The 13,201-nt window shown below is 60.9% G+C and carries 8 protein-coding genes; 5 read left to right on the forward strand and 3 right to left on the reverse strand.

All coding sequences use genetic code 11. The features are described 5' to 3' along the window. The first annotated feature begins 47 nt into the window (after positions 1 to 47). Positions 48 to 434 carry a VOC family protein gene (locus CXQ80_RS12040; protein ID WP_101319692.1) on the forward strand — a complete coding sequence of 129 codons (387 nt, stop codon included), beginning with the start codon at positions 48 to 50 and terminating at the stop codon, positions 432 to 434. A gap of 31 nt (positions 435 to 465) precedes the next feature. After that, positions 466 to 1,035 carry a hypothetical protein gene (locus CXQ80_RS12045; protein WP_101319694.1) on the forward strand — a complete coding sequence of 190 codons (570 nt, stop codon included), beginning with the start codon at positions 466 to 468 and terminating at the stop codon, positions 1,033 to 1,035. 54 nt (positions 1,036 to 1,089) lie between these two features. Here the strand turns inward: CXQ80_RS12045 and CXQ80_RS12050 are convergent, their stop codons facing one another. Further along, positions 1,090 to 2,760 (reverse strand): MFS transporter, encoded by a 1,671-nt coding sequence (locus CXQ80_RS12050; RefSeq protein ID WP_101319696.1) that lies wholly within the window; start codon positions 2,758 to 2,760, stop codon positions 1,090 to 1,092. 262 nt (positions 2,761 to 3,022) lie between these two features. On the opposite strand from CXQ80_RS12050, the gene CXQ80_RS12055 reads away from it, so the two are divergent. Continuing rightward, a complete protein-coding gene (locus CXQ80_RS12055; protein WP_101319698.1) occupies positions 3,023 to 7,912 on the forward strand; it encodes an NEL-type E3 ubiquitin ligase domain-containing protein in 4,890 nt (1,629 codons plus the stop codon). Between the two features lie 8 nt (positions 7,913 to 7,920). On the opposite strand, the gene CXQ80_RS12060 is transcribed toward CXQ80_RS12055, so the two are convergent. Further along, positions 7,921 to 10,386, reverse strand: a complete 2,466-nt coding sequence (locus CXQ80_RS12060; RefSeq protein WP_101319700.1) for a UvrD-helicase domain-containing protein — start codon at positions 10,384 to 10,386, stop codon at positions 7,921 to 7,923. 223 nt (positions 10,387 to 10,609) lie between these two features. Here CXQ80_RS12060 and CXQ80_RS12065 point away from each other — a divergent pair, with 223 nt between their 5' ends. Further along, a complete protein-coding gene (locus CXQ80_RS12065) occupies positions 10,610 to 11,308 on the forward strand; it encodes a pirin family protein (RefSeq protein WP_101319702.1) in 699 nt (232 codons plus the stop codon). 18 nt (positions 11,309 to 11,326) lie between these two features. On the opposite strand, the gene xerC is transcribed toward CXQ80_RS12065, so the two are convergent. Then, a complete protein-coding gene (xerC, locus tag CXQ80_RS12070; protein WP_101319704.1) occupies positions 11,327 to 12,241 on the reverse strand; it encodes a tyrosine recombinase XerC in 915 nt (304 codons plus the stop codon). A 213-nt stretch (positions 12,242 to 12,454) separates the two neighbouring features. On the opposite strand from xerC, the gene CXQ80_RS12075 reads away from it, so the two are divergent. Further along, a complete protein-coding gene (locus CXQ80_RS12075) occupies positions 12,455 to 13,102 on the forward strand; it encodes a DUF1345 domain-containing protein (RefSeq protein WP_101319706.1) in 648 nt (215 codons plus the stop codon). Positions 13,103 to 13,201: the final 99 nt, after the last annotated feature.

The following is a 13,201-nucleotide window of genomic DNA, read 5'->3' on the forward strand; positions in this document are numbered from 1 at the left end:
CGTCTTTACTTGAATAAAAACAATAGCGTCACAGAGGGATGTGCCCCATGAAGATTGTGGTCACCAGTATTCTTGTCGACGATCAGGCCAAGGCTTTGGCTTTCTATCACTACGTATTGGGTTTTGCCCCCAAAGAAGATGTACCCATGGGTCGGCATCGCTGGCTGACCCTGACCTCGCCTGACGTTCCCAACGGCGTCGAATTGCTCCTCGAGCCTGACGACCACCCGGCGGCAAAAGCCTACAAGATCGCCATGCGCCAGGACCAGATCCCCGCCACCTCATTTGCGGTCAAGGATATCCAGGCTGAGTACACCCGCCTCTGCGCAGCCGGTGTCGCCTTCACCAAACCACCTACCGACCTCGGCGCGGTCACCGTCGCCGTGTTCGATGACACCTGCGGCAACCTGATCCAGATCGCTCAGCGCCACTGAGCACCAGCGTCGTCAACGCAAGGAATGACCCATGCGCTACGAATTCAACGAAGTGCTCAACGATCAGATTGATTATTTTTTGCTTGGCGACATCCAGCTGCTCGCCCGTTTCAAGGAAGAAAACGGCCTGCCCGACGACCTTGCCTATGAATTCACCCACACTGACAGCGGGGATCGGGCAGTGCTGGAAGGCGTGGTGCTGCCTCTGGCCGGCATCGAAAACCTGCCTTATACCGTTATCTTCAGCCTTGATGAAGTCAGCGCCGCCCTGCTCCAGCCAGGTAGCCAGCTCAAACACCGCCGAGAGGGTTATTGGTTACGCGTGGAAAATCGTGCGGTGATGCTGTTCACCTGGCGGATTCTGCAGCATTTCACCAACAAGACCATGGGCGATCTACTGGCGCGCTATCAAATGCGCAACCGGCCGATCATCGAGCTGGAAAACGGCTGGTACCAGGTTGAGGTACTGGCCGGTGCCGTGCTGCGCGATGGCCTGTATGAGCCCACGTTCGAGTTCATCTTCGAATCTGCTGCACGGCGCATTGACCGTGCGCCAGTCGACACCGCTTACGCCTTCACGTTACGCGCTGACATAGCCTGAACCGAGGCCCGACGGGAGCCGGCCGAGGCCGCTCCCGCAGGCAGTCCCAGGGCGTCAGGTAATTTCCCGATCCTTGGTTTCGGGCAGGAACAGGATCCCCAACACCGCCGTCATCAGCGCAATGATGATCGGGTACCACAGCCCATAGTAGATATCGCCCGTGGCCGCGACCATGGCGAACGCCACGGTCGGCAGAAAACCACCGAACCAGCCGTTGCCGATGTGATACGGCAGCGACATCGAGGTGTAGCGGATGCGCGCCGGGAACAGCTCGACCAGCCAGGCGGCAATCGGCCCGTAAACCATGGTCACGTAGATCACCAGAATCGTCAGCAGCAACAGCACCATGGGATAGTTGATCTTGTTCGGGTCGGCTTTTTCCGGGTAGCCGGCTTCTTTCAAGGCTGCGCCGAGAGTGGCGGTGAACGCGTCATTGCGGAGTTTGAACTCTGCACTGGCCAGGCTGCTGCCATCAAAACTGGGCACCTGCCGCTCGCCAATCTGGATCTGGGTCAGGCTGCCAGGTTCGGCGTGCTGGTTCTGGTAGGGAATCGCACGCTTGGCCAGCAAGCTCTTGGCCACGTCGCAAGAGCTGGTGAATTTGGCTTTGCCCACCGGATCGAACTGGAACGAACACTGCTCAGGATCGGCAATCACCACCACAGGGTTCTGCGCCTGGGCGACAAACACGTCCGGATTACCGTATTGAGTCAGGGCCTTGAAGATCGGAAAGTAGGTGAACGCCGCAATGATGCAACCGGCCATGATGATTTTCTTGCGGCCGATGCGGTCGGACAGGCTACCGAAGATGATGAAAAACGGGGTGCCGATCAACAACGAGCCAGCAATCAGCAGATTAGCCGTCTGCGGGTCGATCTTCAGGGTCTGCAGCAGGAAGAACAGCGCGTAGAACTGCCCGGTGTACCACACCACCGCCTGCCCCGCAGTGCCGCCAAGCAGCGACATGATCACCACCTTCAGATTATCCCAGCGGGCGAACGATTCGGTCAGCGGTGCTTTGGACTGCTTGCCCTCAGCCTTCATCTTGAGGAATACCGGCGACTCGTTGAGCTGCAGGCGGATGTACACCGAGATCGCCAGCAGCACGATCGACAGCAGAAACGGTATACGCCAACCCCATGCTTCGAACGCCTCGGTACCCAGCGCCGTACGACAGGCAAGGATCACCAGCAGCGAGAGAAACAGGCCCATGGTCGCGGTGGTCTGGATCCAGGCGGTAAAGAAACCCCGCTTGCCCTTGGGTGCGTGCTCAGCAACGTATGTCGCGGCGCCGCCGTACTCACCGCCCAGCGCAAGGCCTTGCAACAGCCGCAAGGTAATCAGAATGACCGGGGCTGCTACACCGATGGTCGCGTAACTGGGCAACAGCCCGACCACTGCGGTAGACACCCCCATGATCACAATGGTGATCAGGAACGTGTGCTTGCGCCCGATCATGTCGCCGAGGCGGCCGAACACGATTGCGCCAAACGGGCGCACGGCAAAGCCTGCAGCAAAGGCCAGCAGCGCGAAGATGAACGACGTGGTTTCGTTGACACCGGCGAAGAAGTGCTTGGCGATGATCGCCGCCAGCGAACCGTAAAGATAGAAGTCGTACCACTCGAAGACTGTGCCCAGGGACGAGGCAAAGATGACCTTGCGCTCCTCCTTGGTAATGCTGTGCTTGGGCGCGCTGCCCGTCGATGTGCTGTTGATCGCCGCCATGGGTTGCCTCCGTCGTGCATGAGTAGGCCGGAGTACTACACAGTCGAGCACCGCACCCTGGCCCTTGGGCTTGTCTTGGATCACGGTTGCGCGAAGCACGACGAAGCAGACCGCCTCGGATCGCAGCAAGGTAAGCTCAAGCATAATCGCCTTTAGCGGGATATCCAGCCGCACCAGGCGACACGACCGGATAGGCTTATGTACCACCCGAGGCAATCAACTATCGGGTTCGATAGCGCTCCTATTCCAGAGGAGTGCAGCCATGAACAATCAGCCCTTTCACCATGCGCAGATCGCGCGCAGCCTGCCCGCCTGGAGCAAGGCGTTGCACCCCGACCATGTCAAACAGGTGCTCGGCGCGGCACGCAAGGATTACCTCGACCCGACAGGCAAGCCGTACGCCTGGTACGCCACTGCGCTGCCGATCGAACAGGACGCCATCCGCCGCGCCAGTGTTGAACGCGACCGCAGTCGACAAACGCTGCAAACATTGCTCAGTCCTCTGAAGAGCGTTGGCGATTTTTGCCGGCCGTTGCTCCAGAAGCGGCTGGCTATTGCCGCACCCGTTGACCAGGCGCAATATGTGTATCAAGCCACCCAGGTTGAACAGCCAACCCTTCCCCCCAACGGGCCGAGCGTGCCGACCACGCAGTTGCCAGTCATTGCCAAGGGCAAACCGCAACTGCGCAGCCTGCTTGAAGCCGCCCTGCACAATTTCATGGGGCCTGAAGACACCACCCGAATGAGCCGCCTGCAGCTCAGCAGAGAGCAAATCGCCGGGCTGCCGGAGTTGAGCCTGGCCGAGTTCATCGTCCATTGCCGAACACTGGATCTGGGTCGGCAGTATCAAGATCATTTGAGCAGCATTTTCGACGGCGCCCAGGCGAGCCAGCTACGGTCGGCAGCAATCAAACTGCGCCGCGATGAAATGCGCCTGCAGGCCCGTATCGCTTCTGCCAAAGGGCTGCTGAGCCGTCACGGCGCCGCTGCGCTGCACGCGCTCAGTACAGAGGGCGCAACGGCCACTTACGCCGGCAGGCCGCTGACCTGCTGGCAGATCACGCTGTTTGGCATCCCTATCAACGAAGTCATGTTCATGGCGCCGCAGGAGAGCGACAAGTATGACCCGGTCATGCTGTACATCCCAGGCGCAGAAAATCAGCTCGAGGAATTCAAATCGAAGGCCGACAGCTTTACCACACTGACGAAGATGCTGCTGGAGACCAAGGAACGCAACCGTTGGGTTGCCTTCGCCCCTCAGCGGCTGCAACCTGAGTTACGGGTCAGACTCAAGCGCGCTTTGTACGAGAACGGTAATGAGAATGACGGTGAAGCGCTGATCCCGCGCCAGACGGTTCACCTGGATACCGCCATCAAGGCGTTACCCAGCGAGCCATGGTCCACACTCGAAAGCCGGCATTTGACGAGGCTCAAAGGTGATGCCCGCGCGATCGCCGTGCCAACCGCAGACGTCGATGCCATTGTGCGCGCACAGCAACTGCAGCACTGGTTGGAACTGGGCCTGACAGTGCTCGGCGCGGCCGCGTTCTGCATCCCGGTACTCAATCCGCTGATGCTTACGTTGAGCGCGGCGCAGGTAATGGGCAGTGTCTTCGAGGGCATCAGCGCCTGGGAGGACGGCGACAATGCCGAGGCAGTCGCACAACTGGAGTCGATCCTGCTCAATATCGCAGTGGCTGGCGCCGCAGCGGGCGCAGGCGTCGCCCTCAAGAGCTCTGGCTTCATCGATGCCATGCGCAGCATCCGCATTGGCGATGAAGAGCGCCTCTGGCATCCGAGCCTCACAGGCTATGCCAGCGAAATCCGGATGCCTGCCATGCAGTTAGCCGATGAAACGGGCCTGTATCACGTGGACGGGCGAACCTTCGTTCGTATCGACGAACACCTCTACGAGACCCAGCAAGGGGCCGACGGCGCCTGGCGGGTACTGCACCCGCAGGATCGGCAGGCCTATTCGCCGATGCTTGAGCACAATGCCAGTGGAGCCTGGCGGCTGGCCTATGATTCACCGCTGGAGTGGGATCGGCCGATGCTGCTGCGACGGTTTGGGGGTGTGGCGCAGAGTGTGGACGAGATCGATCTGGAGTGTGCCTGGCGCAGCACTGGCCTGGAAGACGGGGTCTTGCAACACCTGCACGTGGCTGGCAAGAAAATGCCGGCACTGCTCGAAGATGCCTTGGCCCGTCTCGACGCGGATCGACAAGTCAGCCAGATCATCGACGCGGTGCGCCACGCGCGGCCGTTGGCAGCGCACAAGAACTTCGCCCTACCCGCTCTGCTGCGACTGCCTGGCTGGCCGCGGGACCATGTCATTCAGATCTTCGAGGGCAGTGAACGTTGGGGTGCATCGACCTTCTACCGTGGACAGGCCGAAGCCTTGGGTGAAGTGGTGATTCAAATCAGCCGCAGTGAGCTGGAAAGTGGTGATCTAGCTGCGGTGGTCCTGTCGCAGATGGAAGACCCCAGCGTGCTGAGTGATGCCAATGTTATCCCGAGCGAACGCCCGCAGGCCTTGCAGAGCCGATTGGCCGAGCAGCTCGAGGCTAGCTGGCAGGATCTGTTCGACAAGCTGTACCCCGGTGCTCAGGCACCTGCCACACGGGCAGTCGTACGGCTGCATGAACAATTTCCTGGCCTGCCCCGACTTGCATGCGAAGAAATCGAGGCCCATGCCAGTGGCCTGGAACGCCAGCTGATGAACGCCGAAACCGGTCGCATTCCACTGCGAGTGCTTGAGGAGGCCCGCCGGATGCTGGCCCGCTCGCGTCTTGACCGAGCGATTCTGGGCCTGCACCGGCCGTTTCTTGCCACTGCCGACAGCGGTCTGCTGCTCGAGGGTCTGCAGGCCCGACAACCGGGGCTGAGTGGTGCAGACTTGTTCAACGCAGCGACAGCAGACCGTGCCGAGGCCGCGCGGTTGATCGGCCAACAGCACATGCCAGCCGGTGTACGTTCGCCCTTGCGTCTGGCTGACGGCCGCATTGGCTACCCGCTGAGTGGCCGTGGAGCGCCGCGGCCTCGCGCCGCACCGCCAGCGCGCCGGCTACAAGCCCTCTACCCTGGCCTGAGCAACGGCCAGATCAGCGAACTGCAGGCTGAGTTGGCGCAAAGCGGCGATCTGGCAACTGCAATCAGACAACTGGAAGTCGAGCAGCGCACCCTTCACCGGGAGTTGGCGCAGTGGATCGACGACGCCGACGCTGACCCCCTCGACCGCGCAGAGCGCCAACAATGTGCCCAAGCGCTGCGCGCCGCCTGGCGCCGCGAAGGCGGCGCAGCACGCGATACACTGACACTTGAGCACATGCGCCTTGCCGAGCTGCCCAGGTTATCGGCGCGCTTTCCCCATATCCGCGCATTGAATATCCGCGAACTGGAACTGCAGCGCCTGGACGCCGATTATTTCGAGCGTTTCCCGAGGCTGGAACAACTCAGTATGGTCGGTCATCCGCAGTTGTCACCTGAAGCGCTTTACGCTGCGCTGCGCAGCGCGCCAGACCTGCTCGCACTCCAGGTTTCAGATTGCGGCCTGAGTGAACTTTCGAGCACGGCCCGGCAGGCCCTGGGCGCAATGCGCAGGTTGCGTATTCTGAACCTCAGTCGCAATCAACTGCACCTGGAAGACGGCCAGATGACCTTCCTGGCCACCTTGCGGATCGACGAACTGAATCTGAACAACAACCAAATCGTCCTTGATCAGGCGCTGGCTAGTCGCTTCCAGGACCTGATCAACCTGCAGGTGCTGCAGCTTGACTTCAACCCGCTGGGGATTGCCCCTGACTTGAGCTATATGGCGCGTCTCAGTCACCTGTCGCTTAACAGCTGCGAACTACAGAGCTGGCCACAGGGCTTGACCACGCTGATGAGTCAACCGCAGTACCAGCTACGCCTCCTCGAATTGTCTTTCAATCGGATCCACAACGTGCCCGACCTCGCTTCCGTGCTGCGCACGCCTTATGCCCGCGACCTCGGTGCCGGGCTTGGCGGACGTAGCTGGCGCTTCAACTACAACGACCTGCAGGCGCAGACACGTGCTCAGTTGCTCAGCATTGGCGTCAGCATTTACGAGCGAGAGCCAGAGATGGCCGAATGGCAGCTATTCTGGCGAGGCAACGCCACGCCCGCGCAGGAGCAGCTGTGGGGGGCACTGTTCGGCCAAGGGGAAAACGGCGAACTTTCTGCTGTCCTGGAAAGCCTGGTGCAGTCAGCCGAGACCCGCCGCGACCCCGAGGCCTTGAACACCCGGGTTTGGGCCCTGCTCGAACAGGCTGGCGCAGACGCCGAGCTGCGTCAGGCCCTGAACGAAGTTGCCCAAGCGTTCCCGCCGACCTGCGGAGATGCCGGCACTGACGGCTTCAGTGCCCTGGAGATCCAGGTCCTCACTCACGCCGCCAGCCGTGACGCAAGCCCGCTGGCGAGCCAATGGCGACTCTACCGCAGGTTGTTTCGGCGGGCTCAGGTCGACCGCCTGGCCGATCGCATCGCCCTGCGTCGAACGCTGCGCAAGGCAGCATTGCAAGACGCTGACACCACGGGGGATGAGATCACGCTACCCCGTCTGGACCCGCTCGACGACGTGCTTGCCGCGCCAGACACAGTGCTGTACGGGGGGCTGATCGATGACATCGAGATTCGTCTTGCGTTACGCCAGCAGTTGGCTTCGACCCTGGACTACCCAGAGCCCAGCAGTGGCATGCTGTATGAGCATGTCGCGATGCTCAATGACACGATTCGCAGCAATGTGTCCCGGGAAGTAATGCGCCTTGACCAGGATCCGCTTTCCCGGCATGCCTGGCTGCTCGAGCAGCCGGCATGGGCACAAAGCGTACGCGGGCAGAACGCAGAACAGTTTCTCGCCCTGACCGATTACTGGCGCGCGGGCCTGGATTACCTCGAACACTGCCTGGATGAAAGCAACGAACCGGTCACCAGGCTGTCTGCTTCGGTAATCACTGCGTTGCAAGAAACGCTGCAGCGACCCTTACTCGACTCGCGCGGCAGTCTGATCAGGGTCGAGCTTAACTCGGCTCAATACCAGGCTGCCATCGATGCGCTGCTACGCGAGCAGAAAGCTGTTGAGCAGGGCCTGCTGGAGAGCATTACCCGCAGCTTTGAAGCCACCAACAACTGACCGAGCCACTAGGTTCCGCGCAGGTCTTCGAAGAAGGCCTGGCGGCCGTCCACCTGGGCAGCCGCGCGTGGCAATTTCGCGATTTCGCCCCGGGCTGCTTCCACATGCCAATAGCAGTGCCTCACCGCTCGGGTCATGGCGACATAGGCGAGGCGCTGCACCTCTTGCTTCTGCGCTATGTCAAATGCTTGCGCATCGCCAGCTCGGCCCAGCCCGGCGATACGGTAAACCTGATTCTTGTAGGGAGAGCTGGTCAGGTACTGACAGTCGCCAAGCATGAACACCGTGTCTGCCTGCAGGCCCTTGGCGCTGTGATAGGTCATCAAGCGCAGCCGACGCTGCTCGGCCGGCAAACTTGAGTCCACCCTGATAGCCTGATCTATATGCTGTAGAATCAATAGCTTATCGCTACTTTTTCGAAAAAGTATCATTATTGATTCGCCGCGGCGATAGTGCTCGATCACGGTCTGGCCAAGTGCAGCCTCGTCGCGCTCAAGCACCTTCACCGACGACAGTGGCAGCGCTGCGGCAGGCCCACTGGCTCTGGCCTTCTTGCCGACGATGGTCGCCATACCTTTGACCATATGCTCTGCCGCATCGATCACATGCTGCTGACTGCGGTAATTGTCGACCAGCATTACCCGCGTGTTGGCCGGCGACGGGAACGTCTTGCTGAACTCGATGAAGTACTTGGGCGAGCTGCCTCGCCAACCGTAGATCGACTGCCAATCGTCACCCACACACATCAGTGATGCATGCTGGGCGTTGCGCCCAACGTGCATAGCCGCGCCACGACGGCGGATCTCGCCAAGGCTCGCGCGCAGCCAGCTGACTATCTGCGGCGAGACGTCCTGAAACTCGTCAATCATCAGATGCGCCAGCGGGCGCAGCAATGGGTCGGGCAACAGCCGCAGATTTTCTGGGTTGTTCTCGCCAAACAAAGCGAACATGCGGTTGTAGCTCATTACCGGCGGAGACTGCGCCAACAGATGTGACTCCAGCGCTTTCCAGAACAACGCTAGCGCCTCGAAAAACACTGCGTCGCTGTCGCCCGGAGGAAAGCTCATGGCCGTCACAGCAGCGCTGACATCCAGCCCAAGATTTTCGATGAACCCGGCAGCGCTGACAAACGCATCGAGCAACGGTGCCGGGGCAAGTTCGCCACTGACCTTGTATTCAAAGCCCGGACCTGCCACGGCATCACCCGCCAAGGTAGCGGCCAGGCGCTTCGCGCTGGCATAGTTATCCAGCCAGATCAAAGGCTTATCGCAGAAAGCTTGAAAAAGAGTGCGCTTCACTGCCCATTCTGCGCGGACGCTGAGTTTGGCTCCGGGCCGCTGATATTGGGCGCTTTCGCTTGGATCAAAGCCAAGTACCACCAGGGCGTCCTGCCCAGCCAGGCGCCCGTGCACGTGAAACTGGCTACCGCGGATCTGCACCGTTTCGCGGCAAGGCTCGATGCCCTTGATCGGCCATGCGCCCGCACCGAACCACAGATCCTCAATCACATCACACAGTTCTTCATCGCGCTGAGCAGCCAACTGGGTAACCTGCACGCGCTTTTGCACATCCGGGTGATCGGGGTCCAAGGCTTTGAGCTGCAAGGCCTCGCGGCGCAGGACCGTGATCAGCTCGACGAAGCGTGGGTTGGCACCGAGCAGGTCGCTGTAACAGCCATTCAGCTGCTGACGCTGTGCATCATTGAGGCGCAGATCGAATGGGTTGCTGTCGGCTTCGCTTGCACCCTGATTGTCATTGCCCAGATTCTCGAACGCACGTAACTGGGCAAACCCCGGCAAGCTGCGCACCAACGGCAGGATGCGCGAATGGAAGGTACGCACCAGTTCGCGCGCAGCAGCGGGCGCCAGGTTGATCTGCCAGAGGGCAAAGATCTGCTGCAGACGCTTGATGAAGTCCAGCCGTGACTCGCGGGTGAAGGTCACCACGGTCATCGCATCCAGCTCGTAGCCGAGATAGTGGCGCAACAACAAGATGCGCAGGACCAGCGAGGTCGATTTGCCGGCACCCGCACCCGCCACCACACAAGTCGACGGCGTGTCACTGAAGATCAGCTTCCATTGCGCGGCGCTGGGCTGCGCGGTCGCTGGCAGGCGCTGGGCAACGTCAGCCCTGAAGCGCTTCTTCAGCTCAGCACTGAGCGGCAGACGCCAGTCTTCGAACAGATTGGTATCCTGTCCAGGGCCCGTGCCGTGCTCTGGTCGGCTATCCCGAATCACCAGCACTTGCCGCCCGGCTTCATAGCCCTCGGCGCGGCCCTGCTCAAAGCCCTCGCGCAAGCCATCGACATGGCCACTGCGCTGCCCGGTGGCGTGGCCGAGAAACCACGAGTCGCGGTGCTGCGCCTGCAGCCGGCTCAAGCCTCGGCCCAACAGTCGTGCGGCCAAACGGCGCAACCAGGGCAACTGGGCAGGTGGAATCAGTTGGGCTGGACTTGGGGGAAGCTCGTGCGACACGGTCACTCCAGTGCGATCAATACATCGGCTTATGGTGGCTGCAACGCGTAAAAATCGCCAGCAATTGCTTGCACATCAGCCTATTAGCCGATGAATCGCATAATTGACTGCAGCTCTATACATCGGCCAAGACGATGGTTTTAAGCCGTTATTTACGCTTATATTCGATTCTTTTTAGCTGCATTATGGCGTCCATCCAACGCTTTTCAGGGAGCCGACTGTCATGCTGCACCTCAGACCTTTTGCCAGCCTGGGCCACGCCAATCACGGCTGGCTCGATGCTCATCATCATTTTTCATTCGCTGAATACTACGACCCAACGCGCATGCACTGGGGCAACCTGCGGGTCTGGAATGACGATCTGATCGCCGCCGGCAGCGGCTTCCCGCCGCATCCGCATCGGGACATGGAGATCATCACCTACGTCCGTGAAGGGGCGATCAGCCACGAGGACAGCTTGGGTAACAAGGGCCGTACCGAGGCCGGCGATGTGCAGGTCATGAGTGCTGGCAGCGGCATCGTCCACAGCGAGTACAACCTGGAGAAGGTCGACACGCGGATTTTTCAGATCTGGATCATCCCTGAACGTGTTGGCGCAGCACCGGCCTGGGACGTTCGCCCGTTTCCCAAAGGCGAACGCGGTGAAGGCTTTGTGACCCTGGCCAGCGGTCGCAGCGGCGACGAGCAGAGTTTGCAGATCCGTGCCGACGCAAGATTGGTAGCCGCCACCTTAAGGGCCGGTGAAACCGCAGGCTACAGCTTCGATGAAGGCCGCCGGGGCTATCTGGTACCCGCCAAAGGCAGTATCGAGGTCAACGGCGTGCGGGTGGAGACGCGTGATGGTCTGGCCATCGAGCAAGAGCCGGTGCTGACCGTGACGGCGCTGGAAGACAGCGAAATCGTGCTGATCGACGTCGCCTGACCTGCATAGCCAAACGCCTCAGTAGTCGAACCGATCCACCGCCCTGCGCCGCTCGTTGTCATCGCGGCGGTCGTAGGCCGCCGTGGTCTGGATATTGGCATGGTGGGCCAGCTTCTGCGCAATCGACAGATCATGCTCTTCAATGACCCGGGTAATGAACGCCCGGCGAAAATCATGCGGCATGATCTTGACCCCGACCTGCGCGCCGCGCTGGCGAGCGATGTAATAGATCGCATGCTTGGTGATGCGCGCGCGGGTAATGTGGTTGCCGCGGCGGATGCGATTGAACAGGAACTCATCATCGGCTTCGCCGACAGGTAGCTGCTCACGGCGCAAGTCCAGCCACGCCTGGAGTTTTTCGAACGCCCAGGCCGGTGCGTACTTGACCAACTGCCGGTTGCCCTTGCTCACTACCTGCAAACTGCGCTCGGTGAAATCGACCTGCGCCAGGTTGATATCCACCGACTCGGACTTGCGCATGCCGGTGCCGTACAGCAGTGCAATGATCGCAGCGTCCCGCACACCTTGCGGCCGCGAGTCGGCGGCGCAGGCATCCATCAGTTCACGAATCAGGCTGCGCCGCAGATTGCGCCCGGCCGGCAGCCGGCTGCCGGTCGCCGGTTTGACCTCACGCATGCGCAGCAGCTGTTCATGCCCTATCAAGCCCTGGCGCCAGGCTTCGTTCATCACCCCACGCACGGCATTGACGTACAGCGAAGAGGTATTGGGCGCGTAACCGTCTGTGCGCAGCGCCGCGACCAGGGCGATGATGTGCCCAGGCTCAAGGCGGTGCCAGGGCACGTCGGCGATATCACAGTCGATGAAGCCGAGCCGGTCGGCGGCGTCCTGCAGAATGTAGCGCATGGTCAGCTGACTGGAAGGCGCCAGCCGGGCGAGATACTGCAACAGGGGGTTTTGCAGAGAATCGGTCAAAACATGAATCCTATTCCTTGAACTTCAAGCTGCAATCAATGCCATCATCTTGATATGCAACAGGTTTGGCCCTTCGAGCTGCCCTGATGGTACCGGAAACACCACGCCGTTGCTGACCAGCAAGTACCCGTGTGCACCGACGCTTGCGATGTTATGCACCGCGCCCGCCCAAAGCGCTAAAGTAAAGCTCACCGCCCCTGCCAGCGAGGCCCTATGGCACTGCACCGTCTGACCCGCTCTCACCCTCGCCTGACGATCGCCACCCTTGCCGGGCTGGTTGGCGGCTGGTTGATTCCGGCCGAAACCCTGATCCAGCACCTGCTGGCCGGCTGGAACCTGGGTGTCTGGCTGTATGTGCTGCTGGTGCTGTGGCTCAGCTGGCGGGCCACACCGGCCAAGGTTCGCCAGGTCGCGCAGATCGAAGACGAGAATGCCGGCCTGGTGCTGTTCGCGGTCTGCCTGGCGGCAATTGCCAGCCTTGCTGCAGTGGTGCTGCAACTGGCAGCCAGGCAAGACCTGCACGGTAGCGAGTTGACGCTGCACTACCTGTACACCGGGCTGACCGTAGCCGGCTCCTGGCTGCTGATCGGCTGCATCTTTAGCCTGCATTACGCGCGACTGTTCTACACCTCGGCACTGCCAGAACCGCCCCTGCGCTTTGCCGATGGCGAGCGCAACCCGGACTACTGGGACTTCCACTACTTCGCTTTCACCCTCAGCGTGGCCGTCCAGACCTCCGACGTCGGCGTTGCCGACCGCGGCATCCGCCGGGTGGTTCTGGCGCAATCTCTGGTGGGGTTTGTCTTCAATACGGCGATTCTGGGGATCACCATCAATATCGCCGCGGGCTTGTTGGGCTGAATATGCCGACGAAAACGTTTGCCTCAATGCGCCAGCCGTGACCGAGGTCAAGCATTGGTATAAATGTCATCTTTTGTACGAGAAACTACCGCCTCAGGT

The sequence above is a fragment of the Pseudomonas sp. 02C 26 genome (assembly GCF_002843585.1).
GTDB lineage: Bacteria > Pseudomonadota > Gammaproteobacteria > Pseudomonadales > Pseudomonadaceae > Aquipseudomonas > Aquipseudomonas shirazensis.